Origin of the sequence: Pseudomonas sp. GL93 (assembly GCF_003408955.1) — a bacterium.
GTDB classification, from domain to species: Bacteria; Pseudomonadota; Gammaproteobacteria; order Pseudomonadales; family Pseudomonadaceae; genus Aquipseudomonas; species Aquipseudomonas paracarnis.
The window spans coordinates 60,809-85,502 of record NZ_NKRF01000129.1; the positions used below are offsets into that span (position 1 = coordinate 60,809).

The following is a 24,694-nucleotide window of genomic DNA, read 5'->3' on the forward strand; positions in this document are numbered from 1 at the left end:
TTCATCATCCTGTAATCCCCGCGCCGCCAAACCGTCATCCCCCGCGCCCATCCTGTACTCCCCCGTACTCGCATTGGGAGACTCCAAATGACCCGGCCCTACGAAGACAGCAACAGCACCGTCAAGACCCGTCGTCAGCAGGAAGACCAGCGCCGCATGGCGTTCCGTCGCGCCATCGAAGACCGTTGCGAGGAGCGCCAGTTGCTCCAGAGCATCAGTGACTACCCGGAACTGCATTGGCAGGCACCCGTGGCTGCCCAGCGAAACGCTCAGCCAACGCGCTGATCTGCACCCGTTCGCTGCGAATAAAGCCCAGGAACGCATGGGCCACCGGTGACAGGCGTTTAGCCTTGGCCTGCACCAGGCACCAACTGCGGTACAGCGGCAGTTCTTCCACCGGCAGCTCCTTGAGCCCGCCGGTGGCCAGCTCCAGGTTCAGGGCGTGGCGCGTCAGCAGGGCCACGCCCAACCCTGCCGCCACGCACTCACGCTGTGCCTCCGCCGAGGCCACTTCTACCGTCTGGGTGAAGTGCACGCGTTTTTCCTTGAAGTACTCTTCGCAGGCCAGTCGCGTGCCAGAGCCAGGTTCGCGGATGAGCAGGGTATAAGGCTCCAGGTCTTGCAGGCGCAGCGGCCCTTGCAGGCTCAACGGATGATCCGGCAGCGCCACGGCGACAATCGGGTTGTTGAGAAACGGCAGGAACTCCAGACCCATGTCCTGGGGCACCATGGACATGATCACCAGGTCGTCGCGATTGTCCGAGAGCCTGCGGATCACCTGGGCACGGTTGACCACCGTGAGCTGCAATTGCACTTCCGGATGCTGGCGCTTGAAGGCGGCAAACAGGTGCGGCACGAAATATTTGGCGCTCGATTCCACCGCCAGTTTCAGCTGGCCCTGCAGCGAGCCCTGCATGTCCGATAGCTGCATGTCGAGGTTTTCCAGGCGCCCGAAGATATCGCGGCTGGCGCGCTGCAGGGCTTCGGCCGCCTCGGTCATGTAGAGTTTTTTGCCGACATAATCGAACAGCGGCTGGCCGATCAGCTCTTCCAGCTGACGAATCTGCAGGCTGACGGCGGGTTGCGTCAGGGACATTTCCTCGGCTGCGCGGCTGTAGGAGCGCAGATCGCAGACCTCATGAAAGATCTGCAATTGACGTAATGTCAGTCTCATCAGTGACTTACGCATTATTTATATCCCCTCGCCCCAGGCTACTCTGCCAACTATAAGTCTTTGCTTATGCATGACCCAATAATTATTGATTTTTGTTAATCCCTTGGCGGGCTTAGTGTGTGTCTCGCGACTGTCATGAAACATTTGGTCACGCGCCGGCCCGGCTGCAACGGGTCGAAGCACGCAAATCGGCTCAAGGGAATTTCCAAGTGATAAAAAAGATCCTGATCGCCAACCGTGGTGAAATTGCCGTACGAATCGTGCGTGCCTGCGCCGAGATGGGCATTCGCTCGGTCGCGGTTTATTCGGACGCCGACCGCCATGCGTTGCACGTCAAGCGTGCCGACGAAGCCCACAGCATCGGTGCCGAGCCTCTGGCCGGCTACCTGAACCCGCGCAAGCTGGTGAACCTGGCGGTGGAAACCGGCTGCGATGCGCTGCACCCCGGCTACGGCTTCCTGTCGGAGAACGCCGAGTTGGCAGACATCTGTGCCGAGCGCGGCATCAAGTTCATCGGCCCCTCGGCAGAAGTGATTCGCCGCATGGGCGACAAGACCGAAGCGCGCCGCAGCATGATCAAGGCCGGTGTGCCGGTTACGCCGGGCACCGAAGGCAACGTTGCCGACATCCATGAAGCCCTCACCGAAGGCGACCGTATCGGTTACCCGGTGATGCTCAAGGCCACCTCCGGTGGTGGCGGCCGTGGCATTCGTCGTTGCAACAGTCGCGAAGAACTCGAACAAGCCTTTCCCCGCGTGATTTCCGAAGCCACCAAGGCCTTCGGTTCGGCGGAAGTGTTTCTGGAAAAATGCATCGTCAATCCCAAGCACATCGAGGCGCAGATTCTCGGTGACAGCTTTGGCAACGTGGTGCACCTGTTCGAACGTGATTGCTCGATCCAGCGTCGCAACCAGAAGCTGATCGAAATTGCCCCCAGCCCACAGCTGACCCCCGAACAGCGCGCCTACATAGGCGACCTGTCGGTGCGCGCGGCCAAGGCTGTGGGTTACGAGAACGCCGGTACCGTGGAGTTCCTGCTCGCCGAGGGCGAGGTGTACTTCATGGAGATGAACACGCGGGTGCAGGTGGAACACACCATCACCGAAGAAATCACCGGCATCGATATCGTTCGCGAGCAAATCCGCATCGCCTCCGGCCTGCCGTTGTCGGTCAAGCAGGAAGACATCCAGCACCGTGGTTTCGCGTTGCAGTTTCGTATCAACGCTGAAGACCCGAAGAACAACTTCCTCCCAAGCTTCGGCAAGATCACCCGTTACTACGCCCCCGGCGGTCCCGGCGTGCGTACCGACACAGCGATCTACACCGGCTACACCATCCCGCCGTTTTACGACTCCATGTGCCTGAAACTGGTGGTGTGGGCGTTGACCTGGGAAGAAGCCATGGACCGCGGCCTGCGTGCCCTGGACGACATGCGCCTGCAAGGCGTGAAGACCACCGCCGCCTACTACCAGGAAATCCTGCGCAACCCGGAATTCCGTAGCGGCCAGTTCAATACAAGCTTTGTGGAAAGCCACCCTGAGCTGACCAACTACTCGATCAAGCGCAAACCCGAAGAGCTGGCCCTGGCCATCGCCGCCGCCATCGCCGCCCACGCAGGCCTGTGAGGAATATAACAATGAGCAAGAAGATCTTCGTAACCGACACCATCCTGCGCGACGCCCACCAATCGTTGCTGGCCACCCGCATGCGCACCGACGACATGCTGCCGATCTGCGACAAGCTCGACAAAGTCGGCTACTGGTCCCTGGAGGTCTGGGGCGGCGCGACCTTCGACGCCTGTGTGCGCTTCCTCAAGGAAGACCCGTGGGAGCGCCTGCGCCAACTGCGCGCCGCACTGCCTAACACACGCCTGCAAATGCTGCTGCGCGGCCAGAACCTGTTGGGCTACCGCCACTACAGCGACGACGTGGTCAAAGCCTTCGTGGCCAAGGCGGCGGTCAACGGTATCGACGTGTTCCGCATTTTCGATGCAATGAACGACGTGCGTAACCTGCGCGTGGCCATTGAAGCGGTCAAAGCCGCTGGCAAACATGCACAAGGCACCATCGCCTACACCACCAGCCCAGTGCATACCGTGGAAGCGTTCGTGGCCCAGGCCAAGCAATTGGAAGCCATGGGCTGCGACTCCATCGCGATCAAGGACATGGCTGGCCTGCTCACGCCCTACGCCACTGGCGAACTGGTCAAGGCACTCAAAGCCGAGCAGAACCTGCCGATCTTTATCCACTCCCACGACACCGCCGGCCTGGCCGCGATGTGCCAACTCAAGGCCATCGAAAACGGTGCCGACCATATCGACACGGCCATCTCCAGCTTTGCCTGGGGCACCAGCCATCCGGGCACCGAGTCGATGGTAGCGGCCCTTAAAGGCAGCGAGTTCGACACCGGCCTCGACCTGGAACTGCTGCAAGAGATCGGCCTGTACTTCTATGCCGTGCGCAAGAAGTACCACCAGTTCGAGAGCGAATTCACCGCCGTCGACACCCGTGTGCAAGTCAACCAGGTGCCAGGCGGGATGATCTCCAACCTGGCCAACCAGCTCAAAGAGCAGGGCGCTCTGAACCGCATGAGTGAAGTGCTGGCCGAGATCCCACGGGTCCGTGAAGACCTCGGCTTCCCGCCGCTGGTAACGCCGACGTCGCAGATCGTTGGCACCCAGGCGTTCTTCAACGTGCTGGCTGGCGAGCGCTACAAGACCATCACCAACGAAGTGAAGCTTTACCTGCAAGGCGGTTACGGCAAGGCACCAGGCACGGTGAACGAAAAACTGCGCCGCCAGGCCATCGGCAGCGAAGACGTGATCGACGTGCGCCCGGCGGATTTGCTCAAGCCGGAAATGACCAAGCTGCGCGGCGAAATCGGCGCATTGGCCAAGTCCGAAGAAGACGTGCTGACCTACGCCATGTTCCCGGACATCGGGCGCAAGTTCCTCGAAGAACGCGACGCCGGCACCCTGGCCCCTGAAGTGCTGTTGCCGATCCCGGAAGCGGGCGGTGTGGCCCGTGCTGGCGGCGAAGGCGTACCGACCGAGTTCGTCATCGATGTGCACGGCGAAAGCTACCGCGTGGATATCACCGGTGTCGGTGTAAAGGCCGAAGGCAAGCGCCACTTCTACCTGTCCATCGACGGCATGCCGGAAGAAGTGGTGTTCGAACCGCTCAACGAGTTTGTCAGCAGCGGCGGCAGCAAGCGCAAGCATGCGACCGAACCGGGGCATGTCAGCACGGCGATGCCGGGCAATATCGTCGATGTGCTGGTTAAGGTCGGCGACGTGGTCAAGGCCGGCCAGGCCGTGCTGATCACCGAAGCCATGAAGATGGAAACCGAAGTGCAGGCAGCGATTGCCGGCAAGGTTACTGCTGTTCATGTGGCCAAGGGCGACCGGGTCAACCCTGGCGAAATCCTGATTGAGATCGAAGGCTGATCACAGCCTTCGAGACTGACGTTTAATCCTCGGGGGGGCAGGTGCCCCCCTTTTTTTCGCCTGCAATTTAAGTGTTTGGCAGGGTTAGAAGCTCATTTTCCACTGGCCGGTCAGACCTTGGTCGTGGCCATGGTTGCCGGCTTGGCTGGTGTAAGTCAGGCCGACGCTGTGTTGGTTGGACAAGGCAAGGTCCAGGCCCGCTTGCAGGTCGAGGCTATCGCGGTCCAGGGCGGCGCCGGTGATGGTGTAACCATCGATCAGGCCTGGCGCATAGCGCGAGGTTTGACGGACCTGGCTGTTGACGTCGCCATACAGGTGCTTCCAGCTCGTACTGAGGTGGGGCGTGAGGCTCATGTTGTTGTCGAAGCGATACAACGTTGCCAGGCGCACGCCGACGGTGCTGCTCAGGTTTCGCTGGGTTTGTGGGCCGACGTTCAATGCGGTTACGCCGCCGCTCTCTTTGAAGCGCTCGCGTTGATAGCGTTGGTAGCCCAGGCCGATGAAGGGTTCGACACTGGAGCCACCGCTGCCCAGTTGATAGCCCAGTTCGGAGAACAGTGTCTGGCTACTGGCGTTGTAATTACCCTTGAGCGAGTCGTTGTAATTGAGCAGGCTGACGCTGCGTTTGTTCTGCCCGGCATGGTTGCTGTAGATCGCCCCCAGGCGCAGGGCCAAGGGGCCGTCCTGGCGCACGGCGTAGCCGCCCAAGTGCCAACTGTCCAATTCGGCGGCATAGCGCGGGGCCTCGAAGCGGCTGGAGGTTTTGGCGCCCATGACACCCACCCGCCAGGCATGGTCGATCGCCCAGTCACCGCCCAATAGCAGGCCTTGGGTATCGTGTTTCAGGCCGGCGCTGCCGTGTTGTGCGTCAAGGCTGCCGCCGTTGCCCAGGCCTTGCACCCAGAAGTGGCCGCCGTCGTCATTAGGCCGTGTGCGCAGGGTGGCGAGCAATTGGCGGCTCAGGTGCTGCGTGCTGGCCTGGGTCGCGGTGGCCAGGTTGGCGTTTTGGCTTGCGGCCAGCTGCTCAAGGGCTGCGCCGATCCCCCCGGGCTGCTTGCTCAATTGCTCGAGTGATTTCTGCACTTGCTTGAGGTCTTCCGAGTCCAGTTCGCCGGAGGCCACCAGTTGAATCAATGCCGGTTCCAGTACTTTGGCAACCTGCAGGCCGTTGTGCGAAGTGGCCTGCTGGGTGAGGAATCCGTCGAAGGGCGGTGGAATGGGCGGCGCTTCGAACTCGGGTATAAACGCCTCGCTATAGTCGGCGGCGTCGTAGGGATGGTTGCCATAGGGCCTGTATTCGATATCGCCTCGCGCGTGGGCGGGCTGAAAACTTGCCGCCACTGCCAGGCCGATGACGATTGCGATTCTTTGAAGTGTAAAGGGCATGAATTCCCAACCTCTGATGAATGAGGCCGGGAATTTAGGCGAGGTGCGGGGGGATAACTGTCAGGCTATCGACCACCGTTTTGCGGGAGTTGTCTCTAGTACGGTGCGATTAAAAACTCATCTGCCATTGGCCGGTCAGCGCATGGTTGCGGCTGTTGCTGCCCACTTCGCCGGTATAGCCCAGGCCTATGCGATGGCGGGCGGATAAACCTACATCCAGGCCCGCTTCCAGCAACAGGCTGTCCCGATCCAGGGCACTGCCTTGCACATTGAAGGCGGTGCCCCCGGCCAGGAAAGCCTGGCGTGTGGTGCTGTCGACATCGCCATAGGTATGTTTCCAGCCAAGGCTGGCACGGGGTGTGAGGCTGATGCCGTTGTCCAGCTGGCTCAGGTGGGCCAGGCGCAGGCCGAAGGTGCTGCTGAAGTTGTCCTGGGTCTGGCCTTCCACGTGCAACGCAGCGGCGCCGCCTTTTTCGTTGTAACCGTCGCGCTGATAGCGCTGGTAGCCGAGGTTGGCGAACGGCTCTGCGCTCAAGCGACCACTGCCCATGGCGTAGCCCAGTTCAGCGAAAGCCTGCTGGCTGTTGGCGTCATAGTCGCCTTTGGGGCGGTCGTTAAAACCGCTGAAGGCCAGCGTGCGTTTACTGTCGCCCTGGTGCCCGCTGTAGGCCGCACCCAGTCGCAACGCCAATGGGCCGCTCTGGCGCAGGGCATAGACGCCGGCGTGCCAGCTGTCGACGCTGCCGTCGACACCGGTGGTGTCCAGGTCGGTCTTGGAGTAACCCCCTAGCACACCCAAGCGCCAGTCGCTGTCCAGCGCCCAATCGGCGCCGAGCACGGTGCCTTTGGTGCGTTGGGTCAAACCGTAACTGCCGTGCTCGCCATCAAGCTTGCCGTAGCTGCCAATGCCTTGCAGCCACAGGCGGCCGCGGGCGTTTGGGTCATTGAGGTTGCGCACCTCGGCGGGTACGCCTGTGGCCGCCAGTGCGGGTGTGTCTTTGCCATCCCGCCCCACCAGCAATCCCGCACCGCCGCCCGCCTGGTGCATGGCGGCGAGCATGCTGTGGCCCACTTGAGCGCTGGCATTAAGGGTAGCGCTGGTGAGGCTGGCAGTGCTGCTGCCCGCCAGTTGCTCGATGGCTGCCCCGGCTGTGGCGGTGGTGGTATTGAGCAAGGCGTTGTACAGCGGGTTGTTCGTGCCCAGGCCCGCCAGGCTGTTGGCGGCGCTGGCACCGTTGGCGGTGCTGGCGAACTGGTTGAAGGCGATGTCGTTACGGGTGTACGTAAGGCCGACCTGAGTGGGGCTGTAATCCAGGGTCGGGGTCAGGAAGGCGTAGTCGCTGGTGACCTTGCCAAACGTGCCGTTAATACTGCCGGCTTGCAGCACGCTGTAGTGGCTTTGCCAGGGGTAGGTGCCTTCGCCGGGGTTGACCGCCAGGGTCGCGCCATTGAGGTAAGCGGTGCCGCCGACCTTGATCGGCGCGCTGCTACCGTCGGCGTTGACGCCATAGGCCAGGGTCGAGCCGCTGCCCATGTGCACGTCACGGGTGATGGTGGCGGTGCCCAATGCGGTGTTGGTCTGCAGGGTGCCGTTCAGCACCAGGCCACCCACCGAGCCGCCGCCGGCATACACACCACCTGCGTCGACCGTCAGGTTACCGGCAATGCCGCCTTTGTTGACCAGCTTGGCACCGCTGGAAATCTTGCCGCCGTCGCTGAAATCACCCTGGCCGGTCAACGTCCATGTGCCTTGCTTGATCTCCAGCCATTCGAAGTTGCGGCTGTCGCCAAAGCTGCCGCCTGCAACGTCGCCCAGGGTCAGTCGGTCATAACCGCTGCCACCGTCCACCGTGCCGTTAAAGCGGCTGCCGTTGCGCAAGATCAGGTGGTCATCACCGCCGCCCAAGTCCAGGGCCAAGCCATTGCTGGCGCTGATCGTGCCGCTGTTGATGACCGTGTCGGCGTAGTTGCCGACGAACTTCACGCCAAAGCCATCCAGGCCCTGAATCGTGCCGTGGTTCTCCAGGGTGGTGGCCGCGAGCCCCGGCCCGTCGCTGCCGTCGTCCACCAGGATGGCATTGTTGGCACCACTGATCAGCGCGCCCTTGGCGTTGTAGATAGCGCCACCGCCCAGGGCGATCCCTTCGCTGCCGTTGGCGAAGCCGTTCTTGTCGACACCACCGGCGCCGACACCCTGGATGACCCCGTAGTTTTCGATATGGGCGATCTTGTCGATGTCCACGCCGTCACCGTCGCCATCCGGTTGCAGCCCGGAGAACGCGCCGGTGATGGTGCCGTGGTTGATCACGCTGCCGTCGCCATCGGAACCAAAGCCCGAGCCGTTGCGGCCGATCACCGTGCCGTAGTTGGTCAGCGTGGCACCCTCGTCCGTGGTGATGCCATGACGGCCGCCGGAAATCAGGCCGTAGTTGGTGACCGTCACGCCGCTGGCGGAGTCGATGTCCACGCCATCGAACTTGTCATCGCGGGAGAAGGTGTTGCCGGTGGAAATCTCGCCGTAGTTAGTGATAGAGGCGTTGGCGCCGGTCTTCATGCCGTCGCTGGCCTCCCCGCGAATCAAGCCACCGGCACGGTTGATGATCGTGGAGGTGACGTTGCTGCTGCGCATCGCATCCAGGTCCAGCCCTTGGCCGGTGGCCGAACGAATGGTGCCGCTGTTGTCGATCAGCAAGTTGCCACTGGCAAAGCTACTGTTGATGCGCAACGCATCATTGGCGCCTTGGATCACCCCGCCGGCAAGGTTGTAAATGCTGTACCTGCGCTCCCCGCTGACACTCCCCGAACTGTCGATACCCCGCCCGCCGCTGGAGACCAGCTTGCCCGCGTTAGTCACCACCACCCCCGAACCGCTGGTGCCGTCCTTGAGCGTCACCGCCACCCCGGAGGTTGTAATGCTGCCAGGCGCCGACGTGGTCAACGTATCACTGCCACCCAGGGTTTGCCCCTGGGTGGTAGGCGTGTCGATCTGCAGCGTCTTGGCTGCGGCTGCTTCAATGAAAGCGCCGCTGGCCAACAGCGTGATGGCGAGCGCGAGGCGTTGAGGACACGGGGGCATGCTGGGCGACCTTGTTATGGCAAGCGAGTCGACCTGTATAACGGAAGGTGGTTGCAGGAATGTGTCGCAAAAATGAAGGTTAAGATGTCTGCATTAAATTGCATATTTTTAGGTAATTGACGTCTATATATGCATTTTAATGCGTATGTAAGGCCTATCTATTGATGAAAAATGCACTATATTGCAGGTGCTCCTCTCGTCGCCGCTTAGCAGGTGCACTAAATTGCATAAAGACACCGCTTACTCTTTGACGCTGCAGATTTTCGCCGCCGGGCACTGGCGTGATGCTATGCGACTTGAGTTTCCTGAACCGCAAAAGGGTTTTGTCGGGCCCTGCAGGTTTCATTACAGCCAGGATTATCTTGTCGATCACCTCGAAGATATCCAGCAGCCTTTCCGCAGCGCTGTCAGTGCCCGGTTCCCACTGGATTGGGACGTTACAGTGCTCAAGTCAGCCCCCGCTTTTTTGCACGATATCGCGCCAGCCGGCGCGGCAAAGCGCTTTTTGATGCAGCGTCTTGGTCGTGAGAAACCCCAGGCCATCGATGCCGATTTGTTTTTGTTGGGGCGCAGTACGCCAGCGCCAATTGGCAACATGCGGATCAAGGAGTCCATACAAGCCCTTGGCGGTGAAATACCGATGGGATTTGCGCGGCATGATGTCATCAGTCGCGATAACCGCTTCCTGGAATATGCCTATGAACAAGGTGCTGCCATAGGCGGTGCTACCGGAGCAGGTGGCGAGGCACCGAAATTGTTGATGACCCAAGGCGTAGATGGCTTGTTGTATCCAGACGCGATCCTGAATGACGATGACGTCGCTCAGCACTGGTTCATCAAGTTCGCGCGCAACCAGGCCACGCAGACTGATCAAGATATCCTGAGAAGCGAGTATCACTATTACCGGGCGCTTGAGTCTCTTGGCATCGAAACGGTTGCCACCGAAGGGCTGGCGCTGGAAGAGGCGACAAAACCCAGCCTGTGGATGCATCGTTTTGATCGCAGGCTGGGTGAGGGCGGTGTTGAGCGGCTGGCTGTCGAGTCGATCTATTCCTTGGCGGGCGTGACGAACCCTGGCAGCTACATGGATCATCTGGAAGTGGTGAGGCTGTTGGTTGCTCAATGGCGAGCCGTGGGGCAAGAGGACCAAGTCGCAGATCTGGTTGCAGAGTACCTGCGCCGGGATTTGTTGAATAAAGTGCTGGGTAATTCGGATAACCACGGTCGCAATACGTCGATCATCCGGGAACCCGAAGCGCTGCGCCTAGCCCCTATTTATGATTTGGCGCCCATGGTAATGGATGCTGAAGCAGTCACTCGAACCACCAAATGGCCCAAACCCTTGGAAATCGCCGGGGATATCAATTGGAGAGCGGTATGCGAGGCTCTGGCCGACCTCGTCGACCCCGAGCAAAGCTTTGAACGCCTGCGACAAACAGCCGAGCACCTGCGTGCATTACCGGATCTTTTGGTGGCCAGTGGCGTGCCCGCTGTGACCTTGAATCACCCCAGCATCCCATTGGGGAAACTGGACGTGCGCCTCAAGCAGTGGGGGTTGAGATGACGATCAGCATGGATGCCCGTGCGTTGTTGATCGAAAGCGTCGAACAAGGCTTGGCCGATGGCTCGCTCGAGCTGGGCGCCGCCGTACGCCGCCTTCGCACCGAAGTGACCGGCCTGCACCAAAGCCAGTTCGCCAGAATGTGCAAAATTTCGGTGCGTACCCTGGTGCATATCGAACATGGCGATGGCAACCCAACCCTGAAATCGCTGAATGCCGTGTTTCGGCCCTTCGGTTTGCAGATGGGCGTGATCAAGGTACGGCGCAACAGGCCCTGACCGTCAACCGCGCCGCACGTAGCCCTTGCCGAAATGCCGCTCCATCCGCGCCTGGATCAATTCCAGCCCCAGGGACATCACCCAATAAATGATCGCCGCGGTCGTGAGCATCTCGATATAGCGGTAGCTTGAGCGGCCATAGGACTGCGCCAGGAACATCACTTCCCACACGCCCATCACCGAGATCAGCGACGAATCCTTGAGCATCGAGATGAACTGGTTGGTGGCCGGCGGGATGATGGTGCGCATGGCCTGGGGCAGGGTCACGTGCCAGAAGATCGCTCTGTCACGCATGCCCAGGGCCAGCGCAGCCTCGCGTTGGCCATGGGGCACGCCGAGGATGCCGGCCCGGAAAATCTCGCTCAGGTAGGCGCCGTAATTCAGCGACAGCGCGATGATCCCGGCGACGATGGCGCCTGGTACCAGCCCCAGTTGCGGCAGGCCCAGGTAGATCAACAGGATCTGGATCAGCAGCGGCGTGCCGCGAAAGAACGAGGCGTAGAAACTGGCGATGCCGAACGCCACCGCACTTTTGGACAGGCGCCCCAACGCGGTGATAAAGCCCAGCACCGATGATGCGACGATGGCGCACAGGCACAAGAACAGCGTCAGCGCCGCACCTTGCAGGAAGCCGTTGGGCGCAAGGTGCAGGCCGACCAGGTTGGGCAGCTTGTCGAGGATGATCGAGAACTTCAGGTCAAAGCTCAGGAAAAAACTCGCAAACAGGGCGAACAGCGCCGCCCAGGTCAGGTAAAGCCGTAGGCGAAAACTCATCGGCTGATATCGGCGCCGATCCATTTTTGCGACAGCGCGCTCAAGGTGCCGTCCTGCTTGAGCTGGGCGAAGACCTCACGCACTTTGCTGTCCCACTGCGGGTCGCCTTTCTCGATGGCCACCGAGTTGGGCTCCGAGTACAGCGGCGCACCGGCGAGCTTGAAACGCTTGTCCTGGGTCAGGCGCGGCTGCGCGGTGACCAGGTTGGTGAGGATCGCATCCAGGCGCACGCCGGCGCCCAGGCCCAGATCCTGGAACGCCACATTGTCGGTGTCGTACGGGGCGATCTGCACATCCTCGAACGGGTACTGCAACTGCGTGTCTTCGGCGCCTTCGATCACCAGGTTCTTGTTCAGGTAGCTTTCATAGCTCGAAGCGCTGGTGAGGCCGACTTTCTTGCCGCTCAGGTCCCGGGCGTCGTGGATGCGCTCGTCCTTGGCATTGACCACGATCACGGCGGGCGAGGCGTAGTACTCCACCGGGAAGTCGAACACCTCGGCGCGTGCCTTGCTCGGGGTCATGGAGCAGATGCAGATGTCGTAGCGCCCGCTCCAGCGGCCGGCGGCGATCACGTCCCAGGACGGGGTTTCCAGGCGTAGCTTCACGCCCAGTTTTTGCGCCACGGCCTTGGCCACGTCCACGTCGAAACCGTCGAGCTGGTTCTGGTCATTGAGAAATGAAAACGGCGGATAGCTTTCCATCAGCACGCCGACCAGCTCTTTCTTCTGCTCGACACGATCCAGCGTGGCACCGCCAAAGGCTTGGGTTGAAGCAGCCAACATCGTCAGGCCCAGGGCCAACAGCGGTCTGAATTTCAAAATCGAACACCTGAATAAAAAAGAGGTTGTTATTAACCGAACGGTACGCATTAAATAGTTATAAGAACGACTCTCATAGTGAGTTATTTTCATAAGCATATGAGTAAAAAGCATATGGGCACAGTAAGCACAGTGATTCTCGATGGTGGCATGGGCCGTGAACTGCAACGCCGTGGTGCACCGTTCCGTCAGCCGGAATGGTCGGCACTGGCCTTGAGCGAAGCGCCGCAAGCGGTGGAGGCGGTGCACGCGGCCTACATCGACAGCGGCGCCAATGTGATCACCAGCAACAGTTATGCGGTGGTGCCGTTCCACATTGGCGAAGCGCGGTTTGCCCAAGAAGGGCAGGCGCTGGCCGCCCTGGCCGGTGAGTTGGCGCGACGGGCGGTGCAGGCCAGCGGTAAAGCTGTGCAGGTAGCCGGCTCACTGCCGCCGCTGTTTGGCTCTTATCGCCCAGATCTGTTCCAGGCCGAGCGCGTCAGTGAGTTGCTGACCCCCTTGGTGAACGGCCTGGCCCCGCATGTCGATCTGTGGCTGGCGGAAACCCAGAGCTCGATCGCTGAAGCACGGGCGATCCATGCCGGGCTGCCTAAGGATGGCAAGCCGTTCTGGCTGTCGTTTACTTTGAAAGACGAAGACACCGACGAGGTGCCGCGCCTGCGCTCCGGCGAACCGGTGGCGGACGCAGCCGAGGCGGCGGCGCAACTGGGCGTGCAGGTATTGCTGTTCAACTGCAGCCAGCCGGAAGTGATCGGCGCAGCCATTGATGCGGCGCGGGCAACCTTCGAACGATTGGGTGTAGCGATTCAGATCGGCGCCTACGCCAACGCCTTCCCACCGCAACCCAAGGAAGCCACGGCCAACGATGGTCTGGACCCGTTGCGCGACGACCTCGACCCGCCTGGTTACCTGCATTGGGCGGCTGATTGGAAGACGCGTGGCGCCAGCCATTTGGGGGGGTGCTGTGGCATCGGGCCGGAGCATATTGCGGTGCTGGCCCAGAAGTTGGCTGGCTGAGCCTAAGTTCCGAGAGTGGCCACCCTCCAATGTGGGAGTTGGCTTGCCTGCGATGGCATCAACTGGTTTTGCCTGATACACCGAGGTGTCTGTATCGCAGGCAAGCCAGCTCCCACAAATGTGAGCCTTAATCCCGACACTCTGTGAGTGTCTTCAACTGGCCCGAACCACTCTGGTTCGCCTCCGACAACCATGCCTCAAACCCGGCACCGACCTTCGGCCATTCCGAATCCAGGATCGAATACCACGCCGTATCGCGGTTCTGCCCCTTGACCACCATGTGCTGGCGGAACACCCCTTCAAAACTGAAGCCCAAGCGCTCGGCTGCGTACTTGGACCGCGCGTTGCCGTTGTTGCACTTCCACTCCAGCCGACGGTAGCCCTGCTCGAACGCATACTTGGCCAGCAGGTACACCGCTTCAGTACTTTTGGGCGAGCGCTGCATCGGTGCGCCGAAGGTGACGTGGCCAATTTCGATACGGCCTTGCGCCGGGACGATGGACATCAGGCTGAGGATGCCCTGAACCTGGCCCGTCGCACGGTCGATCACGCTGAAAAAGTACGGGTCGCTGTGGGCGGCGTGGTTGTTCAACCAGGCGTCGAAGGCACTGCGCTCGGTGAACGGGCCGTAGGGCAAGTAATCCCACAGCTTCGGGTCGGCCCCTGGGCCTTCAAGGGCTTGCCACAGTTGATCGGCATGGCGCGCCGGGTCGAGCTTTTCCAGGTGGATAAAACGCCCTTCGAGCCGTTGCGCAGTCGGCGCCGGGACGCCTTTCCAATCAGCGAGGGAATTGATCATGCTGTGCTCCTTAAAGACCTTTGCGAAATTGGATGAAGCCTGGGCGTTCGGCGATGCGCTCGTAGAGCTGGATCGCCGTGGCGTTGGTCTCATGGGTCAACCAGTGCACCTTGCAGCAGCCATCGGCCTTGGCGGTGGCGTAGACGAATTCGATCAATTGGCGACCCACGCCCGTGCCACGTTGGGTCGGGTCCACCAGTAAGTCCTGCAGGTAGCAGGAATTCTCGATGCTCCAGTTGGAGCGATGGTAGATGAAGTTGACCATGCCCACCGCCTTGCCATCCTGCCAGGCCAGTGCCGAATGGGTCGGCTCGCTGGGGTCGATCAGGCGTTGCCAGGTGCTTTGACTGACGGCGTCCGGCAGTTCGGTGTTGTAGAACGCCAAGTAAGCCTGCCACAGCGGCAGCCAGGCGGCGTGGTCGGCAGCGGTGACCTGGCGAATGTCGATCAAGCTCATTCTGAAGCTCCTTGGGGAATAAAGCGGGCGAGGGTCTGGTCACGTACATCGGCACTGGCGGCCAGGCCGTCACGTACACCGGCCATGTCGGCGGCGCTGCGGTTCTGGCTGAGTTTACGTTTACCCACCAGGCGTTCTATCGGCAGGGCAAAGCCGACGATGGCCTTGAGCATGCCGTCAATGTAGTCCGCCGGTGCGTCGCTGACACGCCAGGGCTGGGCGCGGCCGCTTTCATGGCGGTCGGTGAGGGCGGTGACCACCTTGAGCAAGCGCTCGGCGTCGCTGAATACCGCAGGCGTGCCATAGGCGTGCACGGCGATGTAGTTCCAGGTCGGTACCACTTTGCCGTGCTCGGCCTTGGCGGGGTAAAACGCCGGGCTGATATAGGCGTCGGCACCGGCGAAGATCACCAGCGCTTCACCGCCATTTTGCAGCTCGCGCCATTGCGGGTTGGCCTTGGCCAAGTGACCGTACAGCGTGCCATTGGGCCCTTCATCGGGGTTGAGCAGCAAGGGCAAGTGGCTGGCTTGCAGGCCGTTTTCACCCACGGTTACCAACTGCGCCAGACGGGTGTGCTGGATCAGTTGCTGGATTTCGGGCAAGTCATCGAGAGCAAAGGCGCGGGGTGTGTACATGGAGATTTTCCTTGGCGAATGCCTGCATCCTAGGCAGGCTATTGGTTCGTTGTAAGAGCCATCTAGCCCTCATTTCATAGGTCCAATATGCCGCCCGTCGTCCCCTCGATGTCGTTCGACCCTACTGGCATCGAGTTGGATCGCCGCCAGGGACTGACACGCCAGCTGTACGACGCCCTGCGCCAGCGCGTGCTGGATGGGCGACTGGTCAGTGGCACGCGCTTGCCTGCCACCCGTGATATGGCGGCGGCGTTGTCGATCTCGCGCAACAGCGTGGTACGCGCTTACGATCAGTTGTATGCCGAGGGGTTTATTGAAAGCCGGGTGGGAGACGGCACCTACGTCTCACAGCTGCCCACAGCAAAAAAACTATCCACAAAACCATCCACAGGGTTTTCAACAGGCTTACCCACAGCCTTATCCACAAATCGTCGGGATTATGCACAAAATCAGGCCAACGAAGTTATCCACAGTCGCGGCCTGGACAGGGTTAAACATAACCATCTTGCCCAGCCTCCTTGCGGTCCGCCGCGGGCTTTTCGCGTGGGGGTTCCGGCCTTCGATCTATTCCCTTTTGAGGTGTGGGCCAAGCTTAACGGGGCGTTCTGGCGCAAGCCGGACCTGGCGCAGCTGTGTTACGGCGACCCGGCCGGTGACGAGCGTCTACGTGGTTTGATCGCCGCCTACCTGCGCACTGCGCGAGGTCTGCAGTGCACGACTGAGCAAATAGTGATCACCAGTGGTGCGCAACAGGCAATCAGCCTTTGTGCACAGCTGCTGGTGGAGCCTGGGGATGGCGTGGCGGTGGAAAACCCGGGTTATCGCGCGGCCGGCCATGCCTTTGCTTTGGCAGGTGGCCGATTGCAGGGCGTGCCGGTGGACGGCGATGGTATTGACTGCAAGGTCTTGAACCGCCTTGAGGATTGCCGGGTGGCCTATGTCACGCCGTCCCATCAGTACCCGTTGGGCGTGGTGATGAGCCTGGCGCGGCGCCTGGAGTTGCTGGCCTGGGCCGAGCGTACTGGCGGCTGGATCGTCGAGGACGATTATGACGGTGAGTACCGTTACACCGGTGCGCCCCTGTCGCCCCTGGCGGCGCTGGATCGCAATGGTCGGGTGCTGTACGTCGGCACCTTCGGCAAGGTGGCATTTCCGGCTTTGCGCCTGGGCTACCTGGTATTGCCGCCGGGTCTGGTAGAGGCCTTCAGTCGGCGCCGTGCCGTTGACATGCGTCATTCCGAAGTCAGCACTCAGGCTGTAATGGCCGAATTCATGGCGGCGGGGCATTTCCAGCGCCACGTCCGGCGTATGCGGCGTGCGGCGTTGAGCCGTCGCAATGCCATGCTGGCAGATTGGCCAGATGATTTAACCGGTGTCGGCCCCTTGCCCAGCGTCGAGGCGGGGCTGCACTTGACGGTGCGTGTCGACAGCCTGCGCCGCGAGCAGCAGTTGCTGGAGCAGGCCCGTGCGGTGGATGTCGAGATCAACGGCTTGAGCACCTATTGGCTGCCAGACTCCAGCACACCGCCGGATCAACGCGCCGGCCTGGTGCTGGGGTTTGCTGCCGTGCCTGAGTCGGGCATTGCCCAGGGGCTGGCGCGTTTGCGCTTGGCCTGGCTGCCATAAGGCGATCAGGTGTTGAAGAACAGCGACTTGGCCAATTGCTTGCCGATACTGCGGCGATGGATGTCTATTATGTCCCAGTCACTGGGCCCGGTGCGTTGGTGGGAACCACCGAGGCGTCGTTGTTCGCGGGTCTTGAGATGGTCCTTTTTGAAGTCCTCCAGCGCGGCATCCTTCGTTTCATAGTGAAAGTGCGCGTACCACAGCACGGCGCCGCTCTCTTTATCGCGAATCTCGTACTCGTCCAGATAATCCTTCCTGGGCCCCTTGAGCGCGCGACGGCTAACGACCTTGACGATAGTGATCAGCCCTTGACTGTGCAGCCAGTCCACCCGCTCGACGGTGGGCGATTGCTGCTTGATCATGTCAATGTAGGTTGTCTTGCCTAGCTGATAGAAGCGTTGTACCGCGTCGTTGAGCTTGCGGTTGGTCAAGGCGGCGGAAGCATGGTCGCTTTCTGTGAGGTTGCGCCGGGTCAGCGCTTGTTCGATGTTGTTTGAAGCGTTTTCCAGGTCCTTTGCATAGCCATCGAACATATCTTGAATATCTTGTGGTGCATACGAGGGCTTGCGGGAAAAACCCTGGAGTTTGCGGATTTCAGCTTGTTCGCCATCCAACAACGTTTGTCCGGTGTTGATGTTGGTGTCCAAATCCACAGAAGCTGGTGCGGGTGGGTTTAGCGGGTTTTTCTGCCGTTTGACCCAAACCCCTGGTGTCTTCTCATGGAACGTGGCGATCACCTTGCCGGTCATGCCTGCCTTGACGTCGACCAAGGAACTATCGGTTTCACGGGGCTCCCCCATCACCAAGCCGTGAAGGCGTGTCCTGATCACTTTGCGCCTTGGGGGGAGAGCGGCCTTTGAGCTACCGGGCTTGGGCTCCAAGGCCTTTTTTTCTCGCAGCAGGGAGGCCAGGTCGCGGACTGCCCACTGGCTGAACTCGCCAATCTGCTGGCAAAAACTTTCCAGGCGGGTTTTCAGCAAGTGTTGCGGGTGTTCGGCGTGCAGGTCCAGCAGGCGTTGCTCGACGCTGGAAAATTGCTCAACCAGGCTGTTGAATACATCAATACGTTCATCCAGCGATGCGCCGTTGCCTCGCTCCACAATCTCACTGAAGCTCTCGACATTGAGTTCGGCTGTATCGACGACCTCGCTCATCTGCTCACGCACCGTGGCTGGGATCTGGCTTTGCTCTTCATCGATACACAAGTAGCGGCCCAAACTGATCTCCAGAGATTTGAGTTCAACGAGGGTAAACTGCGGCAACTCCTTCATGCTTCTGCGAATGACCTTCGCGCCCTCATCTCCCAGCTCATTGAGATTGTTGAAGCGGTCGTTGATGAACTCCAGGCGCTTGATAATCCCCTGGTTCAGGGTGGACAAGGTTTGTGCGCTTTGCGCCTGGTTTTTATAGTCGATGTCTACCTCGGCTTCGAAAATGTGGGACGACGACTGCAAGGCCTCCCTATAGCTCACCAGTTGTTGTTCCATGGCAAGCTGTGTCAGTTGCACCTGTTGTTGCAGGTAACCGCTCATGTTGCTCTGGTAGGTGGGCACGGTGTCGATGATGCTCAAGGACTTCAGTTGGCTGACCGCTTCGTCGTACTCCGCGAGCCGGCTATCGACTTTACCCAGATACTCCGTGCGCCGCAGGTCTGTGGAAGGCCCGGGGGCTGCGTCCAGCGCGGGCTTTGACGTAAGCACGTCTATTTGTTTGCTGACGGCGACTGCGTTGAAGGCGTTGAGCTTGGTCATGAGGGCGTTAATGCGCGCAGGCTGATCGACCTTGACCGCTCGCCGCCGGTTCCGAAGACCTGCGCCGCGCAGGCGCAGGCGGACGTCGACAAACCATTGGCCTGCCAGGTTGCCGATCAGCGGCGGGCCAGTACGCGAAGGTGCTTTCGGGTCGATGATGATGACACAGTCGTTGTCATCCACCCTCACCTCGAACCAACGTTCGCCAACCGGTGCATACCACTTGTCTGCAAGCGGGTAGAGATTCAGGTGGCGCCCGGGGGTCTTGTCTTGTTCGCCAAGCTGCTTGGGTTTGGCGATGTTGAAGCTGTCGAGTGTCTTGGCCAGGCCCTGGCGGCCCTGACTCAGAGCCCCGCGGGTGTGCACGGCACCTTGATGCTGGGCGGGAAGTTGGCTGTCGGGAATATTGGCTTGTTGCACCGCGTAATATTTATTTTCGGCAACGGACGGTTTACTTGCCGTTTCGATCGTCGTTGGCTTGGATTCGGTCTCGACCCCGAAGCCCTCGAATGGCGTCTGCGGGCGAGGTTGGCGCAGGGCTATGTGCAGAGTCAGGGCCATACCCAGGTTAAGAAATATATCCACCAACGCTGTCCAGGAAGCAGGCTGGTCATCCTTGTCCACGGCCTCCTCGGCGGCTTGCAGATCGTCCATGATTTGCCAGATCCAGGCCGCGGTTCCGAGGGTGCGGCCCATGAACGGCAGTGCGGCATTGAATATTTGCCAGCCGGCATGTCGAAAGGTCGCCCAACGTTTCTGCACGTTGGACACCGACTGACGTGTCGCCAACTCGACCAGGGCATTGGCGTTGGCCTTGAACAGTGTCGCCAGGATGTCATTCCTGACTTCTTCATCGGTCAGCGTCACCGGGCCGCTCATGTACAGCACGGTAAGCGGTTCGACCAGCGCGCGCACCACCGTCCAGGGCGAGGGCAGGGTGTCGGGGAAAACGTACTGGGCATAGTTGAACCTTTGCGCTTCAGGCAACCAGGCCAACACCGATTCGCGTAAGGAACGCTCGTGTTTGATGGCGTACAGCAGGTTTTGCTGCGACGCAAATTGCATCAGGGCCGGTTCAAGCAGGGGCCGATAAAGCAGACAGGGGCCGGTGTCGGATTGCCTTGGGCTGATCACGAACATATTGGCAGCCACGTCTTGCTCATGGCCGGGGCGCAAGGTGGGCACGAACGCCAGGCAGCGAATGACGATGGGCTGCCCATCTACGTAGCGCTCATCTTCATCGCTGCGCATCACTGCGGCGATGTAGCGGTAACCGAGTTCATCAATGCCGCCCTGGTTGCGGATTTTCATCTGCAAAGCCAGTAGTGGCAGTTGCGTCTGTAGGTGAGTGGTGTAGAGCCGCTGTCGGTGGCTGGATTGCAGCGGGTCATCGAGTAACTTCTGTTTGATCAGGGCGGGGTAGTACTGGCCTATATCGATTTCTTCGATCACGTCTTTCAGATAACGGTAGGTCAGCCAGGCGGGTACACCGTTGTCCTTGCCGTTGTAGTGCACTGTCGTGTTGCCGGTGGGCAAACCCGTGAGGTTTTCCAGGGCCATGTCGATCAGGTTGCGGCGGGTAGTGTCCACGGCCCCCGGTACGATGAACGTGCCCCACAAAACCGGGCTTTCGATAACAATCTCGATTTTGTCCAGGTTCAGCCTCACGTCCTTTTCCGGGGCTCGGATACGGCTTTTCAACTGTGTTTTGGCAAATTCACGAATGGGCGGAATGCCGTCCTGAAACGTCTCGCCTTGGTAATGGGTATGCAGGTGAGCCAGGTCGATCAGATAGCGGCTGTAGGCGGCGTTATCGGAGTCCGTCGCCGAGGCCAGCCAATCCGGGAGTTGTTGGTGAATCTCACGGATATTCGACAGTTGGTGATCGCTCATTTCTTCGATGCTGGGCACGATGCTGGCGACGGCAGGATCGCGCTGTTCCGGCAGAGCGGATCCGCCGAAACTGCCAATGACCTGGATTTGCAGCGAGATCAGCGTGCAGGCCAGCGCATCGAAGAAGTTGCCGTCGGGCTCATACAAGCGCCATTGCAAGGTAGAGTCTCGCTCTGGCGCAGGCATCCGTGCTGGCAGCGAGGCACCGAACTGGGCCAGTGACTCGAACGTCTCATACCCGCTCACCAGCGAGTGCGTCAGGACCATCTGGCGCTTCTCGTGCTCGCCCACCAATACGGTGATGTCCAGAAAGCTGGCGTGGGTGGACTGTCCGTCCTGGAGAATATCCACATCAACCAGGTAGGCATGGCTTTTATAAGGGTCTTTCAGTGAACGTCTGGCCAGGTCGGGCTCCTGGAAAATCGCGCGGGCCATGGCGCATTCGTGTTCACCCAGGCCTTGCTCTTCGGTGATGTTCCACACCTTCCTCAGAGCGTTGGAGAAGGCCTGCCAGCGGTGGCCGGTGGTGCCGTTGGACGTGTTCCAGAAGTCCAACTGCTGTTCCTGGAAAGCGGTGAACAACAGGTCGGATAACTCGTTGATCAGACGTGCGATTGCATCGACTTTCACCGCGAGGTGTACAGGATCCGCAGCGTCCGGTTGCAACGTGAGGAAGTGTTGGCCGTCGATGTAGGTCACTCTGTCGCCGGATAATGCTTGGCGAGCCAGTACCGAAGTGAGCGATTCGACAATGGCCGGTGCACGTTCGACGGTGCTACCGACGGCCTCCCATTGAGGGCTGACCACCACGGCCAGATCGGGGTCGATATTCAGCGCTGGATACAACTCTTTGAGTGCCGAGCGCAGTGTGGTGACGGCGACTTCCCGGGTAGTGGGGCCGGTGGTTAATTGGATGAGCAGTTCATAGGTACTGGGCGGGCGGTGGTTATTAGCGGTGTCATTGGGCATGTGCAGCTCCTCTGCATTCGATGGCCCGGACGGGCTTCGGGAATGGGCAAGGTAGCGAGCGGCGTTGCGGCGAGGGTGGTAGATACGTCGAGGCGCAGCCGTTCAGTGTGGGACAAGCACCCTCGCCACGGGTTGGTGATTTATTTCACGTTGAAAAACAACCGTTGTGCCTGTTTCAGATTGATTTCGCTGAGATAGATCGAGGTTTTCTGCTTCTCGCTAAGGCCGTCGAGGGTGTCGGCATCTGCGCCCCGGGCTTGCTCCAATTTCTGTGCGTGCTGGTGATACAGCCATTCAATGCCGATGGCGCTGCGCTGCGCGTTGGCGACTTGTTCGGTGGCACGTTGCTTGAAGGCTTGCAACTCGTCCAGCAGGTCCTGGGCCTGATTGACGCAGGTGGCGAGATCGAGGGTGGTGGTGGGCGGTGTTTCGACGGGGTTCTCGCGCTGCACCCAGACGCCTGCGGGTTTTTCATGAAAGGTGGCGATGATCTCATCGCCGATCAATTGCCAGGTGGGTGTACCGACCATGGCGATGTCCGGGTCAATATCCTGCGTTGGGTAGTGTTCTCGCAGCGACTGGCGCAACAAGTGGGGCGCGGTCTCCCTGAATGAGGGACCGACGTAGAGTTCGGTGAACAGCGCTGAGCGTTCATCCAGGCGCTTTGCGTTCGTAGAGGGCGTGTTTGCAGCGGCTGAGGTCATGAGGCTTCCCTGTCTGGCCGATTGATGGAAATAACCCGAGGTACAGGCTCGGGATTTCCATGCTAGGGCTCGGCCAGCCGGGGAGGCGGTGCTTACGTAGGCCTACCGTGAAATCTGCAGGGCGTTACCTGCCGGATTTGATCTTGGTCCAGGCCCGCGTCCTGGCGCGTTCGGCTTTGCTGTCCAGGGGTTTGAGGGTGTAGAGCGTGGCCATGGCCGCGTCGGTCGGGTACAGGTTGGGGTTGTTACGAATGGTCGGGTCGACCAACCCGCTGGCGTCCTTGTTGGGGTTGGGGTAACCGACAAAGTCGCTGATCGGCGCGATTATGTTGGGTTGCAGCAGGTAGTTGATAAAGGTGTAGGCGTCGCCCGGGTTGCTGGCGCCCTTGGGGATGGCGAGCATGTCGAACCAGATCGGCGCGCCCTCCTTGGGCAGGCGCATGTCCACGGTCACACCATTCTTGGCTTCCTTGGCGCGGTTGGCGGCTTGGGAAAAACTGCCGGAATAGCCCACCGCCACGCAGATATCGCCGTTGGCGATATCGGCCATGTATTTGGAAGAGTGAAAGTAGGTGATGTACGGGCGGATTTTCATCAACAGCGCTTCGGCCTTGTCGTAGTCCTTGGGGTTGCTGCTGTTGGGGTCCAGGCCCAGGTGCTGCAACGCCAGGGGCAGGATCTCCGAGGGCGAGTCCAGCAGTGCAACGCCGCATTGCTTGAGCTTGCTGATGTTCTCTTCCTTGAAGATCAGGTCCCAGCTGTCCACGGGGGCGTTGTCGCCCAGGGCCGCCTTGACCTTGGCTGGGTTGAAGCCGATCAGGATGGTGCCGTACATGTAGGGAACGGCGTATTGATTGCCGGGGTCGTTGGCCTCGATCAGCTTCATCAGCTTGGGATCGAGGTGGTTCCAGTTGGGCAGTTGGCTGCGGTCCAGAGGTTGGAACACGCCGGCTTCGATCTGCTTGGCCAGGAACACGTTGGACGGCACCACCACGTCATAGCCGGAGTTGCCGGTGAGCAGTTTGGCTTCCAGGGCTTCGTTGGTGTCGAAGATGTCGTACACCAGCTTGATCGACGGGTGCAGGGCCTTGAAGTCTTCCAGCGCCTTGGGCGTGATGTAATCGAACCAGTTGTAGACCTTCAGGGTTTTTTCTTCGGCCTGGGCTGCGCCGCTGACAACCACGGCGCACAGGGCGAGCGACTTGAGTATGTTCATTGGGCTGCTTCCTCAAAACCTTCCAGCACGTTGACGGCGTTGACGCCGATTTCCTCCACCGCGTAGCCGCCTTCCATCACGAACAGCGTGGGCTTGCCCAGGCGGGCAATGCGCGCGCCCATGGCCAAGTAGTCCGGGCTGTCGAGCTTGAACTGCGAGATAGGGTCGTCCTTGAACGTGTCCACACCCAGGGACACCACGATGATGTCGGCGGCGTAGCGCTCGATCTCGGCGCAGGCCTGTTCCAGCGTGGCGCTCCAGGCCTGCCAGCCGGACCCGGCCGGCAACGGATAGTTGAAGTTGAAACCAACGCCCTCGCCCTCGCCGAGCTCATCGGCGTAGCCGAGGAAGAACGGAAATTCTGCCTCTGGATGGCCGTGGATCGAGGTGAACAGCACGTCGCTGCGCGCATAAAAAATCGACTGTGTGCCGTTACCGTGGTGGTAATCCACGTCGAGGATCGCGACATTTTTGAAGCCCTGATCAAGGAACGCCTGGGCCGCGATGGCCGCGTTGTTGAGGTAGCAATAACCGCCCATCAAATCGCTGGCGGCGTGATGCCCGGGCGGGCGGCACAGGGCGAAGGCACTGTGGGCGCCTTGCGCGATGGCGGCCTGCGCCGTAAGGGCCACTTGCGCTGCGCTGTAGGCCGCTTGCCAAGTGCCGGCGGTGATCGGCGCGCCACCGTCGAAACTGTAATAGCCCAACTGGCCGTGCAGGCTGGTGGGCAGCACGCGGCGCAACGTACGAGCGGGCCAGGTGTAGGGCAACAGGTCGCCGTCCTGGCCGTACTCGGTCCAGCGTTGCCAGGCGCCTTTGAAGAAGTCGAGGTAGTCGCTGCTGTGGATACGTTGCAGCGGTGCCAGGCCGAAGTCCTGAGGGGCCTGCACGGGGCCCAGTTCACGGTCCTTGACCCGTTGCAGCACATGATCGGCACGCGAGGGCATTTCGAAGCAGGGCATCAGTTGCCCGTCCATCAGTTCACAGCGGCCGTGGTGCAGGTGGTGATCGTCCGAGTAGATCGTCAGCATTTGTTGTTCTCCGCAGGCTGTATCGGTGCATGCAGTCTTGCGGCGGGCACGGTTTATGAGAACGACAGGAGCGGCCAAAAGGGG

At 60.5% G+C, this 24,694-nt stretch carries 19 protein-coding genes; 7 read left to right on the top strand and 12 right to left on the bottom strand.

The features are described 5' to 3' along the window. Positions 1–87: 87 nt before the first annotated feature. Entirely contained in the window at positions 88–285 is a 198-nt protein-coding gene (locus tag CER19_RS25980; RefSeq protein WP_020302818.1) for a PA3496 family putative envelope integrity protein, read from the top strand. Here CER19_RS25980 and CER19_RS25985 read toward each other — a convergent pair. Beyond that, the gene (locus tag CER19_RS25985; protein WP_116668485.1) at positions 215–1,189 is read right to left on the bottom strand and encodes a LysR family transcriptional regulator; all 975 of its coding nucleotides are present in this window, start codon (positions 1,187–1,189) and stop codon (positions 215–217) included. The genes CER19_RS25980 and CER19_RS25985 overlap by 71 nt on opposite strands. Positions 1,190–1,383: 194 nt before the next feature. On the opposite strand from CER19_RS25985, the gene CER19_RS25990 reads away from it, so the two are divergent. After that, positions 1,384–2,799 (top strand): acetyl-CoA carboxylase biotin carboxylase subunit, encoded by a 1,416-nt coding sequence (locus tag CER19_RS25990; RefSeq protein WP_003195732.1) that lies wholly within the window; start codon positions 1,384–1,386, stop codon positions 2,797–2,799. 11 nt (positions 2,800–2,810) lie between these two features. Further along, complete coding sequence (oadA, locus tag CER19_RS25995) at positions 2,811–4,619, top strand: sodium-extruding oxaloacetate decarboxylase subunit alpha (protein ID WP_094773988.1); 1,809 nt, start codon at positions 2,811–2,813, stop codon at positions 4,617–4,619. An 84-nt stretch (positions 4,620–4,703) separates the two neighbouring features. On the opposite strand, the gene CER19_RS26000 is transcribed toward oadA, so the two are convergent. Then, positions 4,704–6,005, bottom strand: coding sequence for an autotransporter domain-containing protein (locus CER19_RS26000; protein WP_116668486.1), 1,302 nt, complete (start codon positions 6,003–6,005; stop codon positions 4,704–4,706). Positions 6,006–6,114: 109 nt separating this feature from the next. Then, on the bottom strand, positions 6,115–9,081 hold the full coding sequence (locus CER19_RS26005) for an autotransporter domain-containing protein (RefSeq protein ID WP_116668487.1): 2,967 nt from the start codon (positions 9,079–9,081) through the stop codon (positions 6,115–6,117). Positions 9,082–9,304: 223 nt separating this feature from the next. Between CER19_RS26005 and CER19_RS26010 the strand changes: the two genes are divergently transcribed. After that, positions 9,305–10,645, top strand: a complete 1,341-nt coding sequence (locus CER19_RS26010; protein ID WP_116668488.1) for a type II toxin-antitoxin system HipA family toxin — start codon at positions 9,305–9,307, stop codon at positions 10,643–10,645. Beyond that, positions 10,642–10,920 (top strand): helix-turn-helix domain-containing protein, encoded by a 279-nt coding sequence (locus CER19_RS26015; protein WP_116668489.1) that lies wholly within the window; start codon positions 10,642–10,644, stop codon positions 10,918–10,920. The genes CER19_RS26010 and CER19_RS26015 overlap by 4 nt, the downstream gene beginning before the upstream one ends. 3 nt (positions 10,921–10,923) lie before the next feature. On the opposite strand, the gene CER19_RS26020 is transcribed toward CER19_RS26015, so the two are convergent. Further along, complete coding sequence (locus tag CER19_RS26020; protein ID WP_014720547.1) at positions 10,924–11,694, bottom strand: amino acid ABC transporter permease; 771 nt, start codon at positions 11,692–11,694, stop codon at positions 10,924–10,926. Continuing rightward, on the bottom strand, positions 11,691–12,512 hold the full coding sequence (locus tag CER19_RS26025; protein ID WP_116668490.1) for an ABC transporter substrate-binding protein: 822 nt from the start codon (positions 12,510–12,512) through the stop codon (positions 11,691–11,693). The genes CER19_RS26020 and CER19_RS26025 overlap by 4 nt, the downstream gene beginning before the upstream one ends. Before the next feature lie 114 nt (positions 12,513–12,626). On the opposite strand from CER19_RS26025, the gene CER19_RS26030 reads away from it, so the two are divergent. Continuing rightward, positions 12,627–13,529, top strand: coding sequence for a homocysteine S-methyltransferase family protein (locus tag CER19_RS26030; RefSeq protein ID WP_116668491.1), 903 nt, complete (start codon positions 12,627–12,629; stop codon positions 13,527–13,529). 127 nt (positions 13,530–13,656) lie between these two features. On the opposite strand, the gene CER19_RS26035 is transcribed toward CER19_RS26030, so the two are convergent. The 3 genes from CER19_RS26035 to CER19_RS26045 are packed head-to-tail and all read right to left on the bottom strand — an operon-like array spanning position 13,657 to position 15,420. Continuing rightward, positions 13,657–14,328, bottom strand: coding sequence for a GNAT family N-acetyltransferase (locus tag CER19_RS26035; RefSeq protein ID WP_116668492.1), 672 nt, complete (start codon positions 14,326–14,328; stop codon positions 13,657–13,659). Between the two features lie 10 nt (positions 14,329–14,338). Continuing rightward, the gene (locus tag CER19_RS26040; RefSeq protein WP_116668493.1) at positions 14,339–14,785 is read right to left on the bottom strand and encodes a GNAT family N-acetyltransferase; all 447 of its coding nucleotides are present in this window, start codon (positions 14,783–14,785) and stop codon (positions 14,339–14,341) included. After that, entirely contained in the window at positions 14,782–15,420 is a 639-nt protein-coding gene (locus CER19_RS26045; RefSeq protein ID WP_116668494.1) for an FMN-binding negative transcriptional regulator, read from the bottom strand. The genes CER19_RS26040 and CER19_RS26045 overlap by 4 nt, the downstream gene beginning before the upstream one ends. A gap of 87 nt (positions 15,421–15,507) precedes the next feature. Here CER19_RS26045 and CER19_RS26050 point away from each other — a divergent pair, with 87 nt between their 5' ends. Then, positions 15,508–17,046, top strand: a complete 1,539-nt coding sequence (locus CER19_RS26050) for a PLP-dependent aminotransferase family protein (RefSeq protein WP_116668495.1) — start codon at positions 15,508–15,510, stop codon at positions 17,044–17,046. A 5-nt stretch (positions 17,047–17,051) separates the two neighbouring features. Here CER19_RS26050 and CER19_RS26055 read toward each other — a convergent pair whose 3' ends face one another. The 4 genes from CER19_RS26055 to CER19_RS26070 all read right to left on the bottom strand — a co-directional run bounded on the left by CER19_RS26055 (position 17,052) and on the right by CER19_RS26070 (position 24,610). Beyond that, a complete protein-coding gene (locus tag CER19_RS26055; protein WP_116668496.1) occupies positions 17,052–21,659 on the bottom strand; it encodes a dermonecrotic toxin domain-containing protein in 4,608 nt (1,535 codons plus the stop codon). A 140-nt stretch (positions 21,660–21,799) separates the two neighbouring features. Beyond that, complete coding sequence (locus tag CER19_RS29255; protein WP_116668497.1) at positions 21,800–22,363, bottom strand: hypothetical protein; 564 nt, start codon at positions 22,361–22,363, stop codon at positions 21,800–21,802. A 124-nt stretch (positions 22,364–22,487) separates the two neighbouring features. Beyond that, positions 22,488–23,579 carry a polyamine ABC transporter substrate-binding protein gene (locus tag CER19_RS26065; RefSeq protein WP_116668498.1) on the bottom strand — a complete coding sequence of 364 codons (1,092 nt, stop codon included), beginning with the start codon at positions 23,577–23,579 and terminating at the stop codon, positions 22,488–22,490. After that, complete coding sequence (locus CER19_RS26070; RefSeq protein WP_116668499.1) at positions 23,576–24,610, bottom strand: histone deacetylase family protein; 1,035 nt, start codon at positions 24,608–24,610, stop codon at positions 23,576–23,578. The genes CER19_RS26065 and CER19_RS26070 overlap by 4 nt, the downstream gene beginning before the upstream one ends. Between the last annotated feature and the right edge of the window lie 84 nt (positions 24,611–24,694).

What these genes read in the sequence shown, in the direction of transcription:
- CER19_RS25980 (WP_020302818.1), top strand. Translation starts at nt 88, where the DNA reads ATGACCCGGCCCTACGAAGACAGCAACAGCACCGTCAAGACCCGTCGT.
- CER19_RS26005 (WP_116668487.1), bottom strand. Translation starts at nt 9,081, where the DNA reads ATGCCCCCGTGTCCTCAACGCCTCGCGCTCGCCATCACGCTGTTGGCC.
- oadA (WP_094773988.1), top strand. Translation starts at nt 2,811, where the DNA reads ATGAGCAAGAAGATCTTCGTAACCGACACCATCCTGCGCGACGCCCAC.
- CER19_RS26000 (WP_116668486.1), bottom strand. Translation starts at nt 6,005, where the DNA reads ATGCCCTTTACACTTCAAAGAATCGCAATCGTCATCGGCCTGGCAGTG.
- CER19_RS26035 (WP_116668492.1), bottom strand. Translation starts at nt 14,328, where the DNA reads ATGATCAATTCCCTCGCTGATTGGAAAGGCGTCCCGGCGCCGACTGCG.
- CER19_RS26055 (WP_116668496.1), bottom strand. Translation starts at nt 21,659, where the DNA reads ATGCCCAATGACACCGCTAATAACCACCGCCCGCCCAGTACCTATGAA.
- CER19_RS26050 (WP_116668495.1), top strand. Translation starts at nt 15,508, where the DNA reads ATGCCGCCCGTCGTCCCCTCGATGTCGTTCGACCCTACTGGCATCGAG.
- CER19_RS26065 (WP_116668498.1), bottom strand. Translation starts at nt 23,579, where the DNA reads ATGAACATACTCAAGTCGCTCGCCCTGTGCGCCGTGGTTGTCAGCGGC.
- CER19_RS26020 (WP_014720547.1), bottom strand. Translation starts at nt 11,694, where the DNA reads ATGAGTTTTCGCCTACGGCTTTACCTGACCTGGGCGGCGCTGTTCGCC.
- CER19_RS26070 (WP_116668499.1), bottom strand. Translation starts at nt 24,610, where the DNA reads ATGCTGACGATCTACTCGGACGATCACCACCTGCACCACGGCCGCTGT.
- CER19_RS26030 (WP_116668491.1), top strand. Translation starts at nt 12,627, where the DNA reads ATGGGCACAGTAAGCACAGTGATTCTCGATGGTGGCATGGGCCGTGAA.
- CER19_RS26040 (WP_116668493.1), bottom strand. Translation starts at nt 14,785, where the DNA reads ATGAGCTTGATCGACATTCGCCAGGTCACCGCTGCCGACCACGCCGCC.
- CER19_RS26045 (WP_116668494.1), bottom strand. Translation starts at nt 15,420, where the DNA reads ATGTACACACCCCGCGCCTTTGCTCTCGATGACTTGCCCGAAATCCAG.
- CER19_RS26015 (WP_116668489.1), top strand. Translation starts at nt 10,642, where the DNA reads ATGACGATCAGCATGGATGCCCGTGCGTTGTTGATCGAAAGCGTCGAA.
- CER19_RS25985 (WP_116668485.1), bottom strand. Translation starts at nt 1,189, where the DNA reads ATGCGTAAGTCACTGATGAGACTGACATTACGTCAATTGCAGATCTTT.
- CER19_RS29255 (WP_116668497.1), bottom strand. Translation starts at nt 22,363, where the DNA reads ATGACCTCAGCCGCTGCAAACACGCCCTCTACGAACGCAAAGCGCCTG.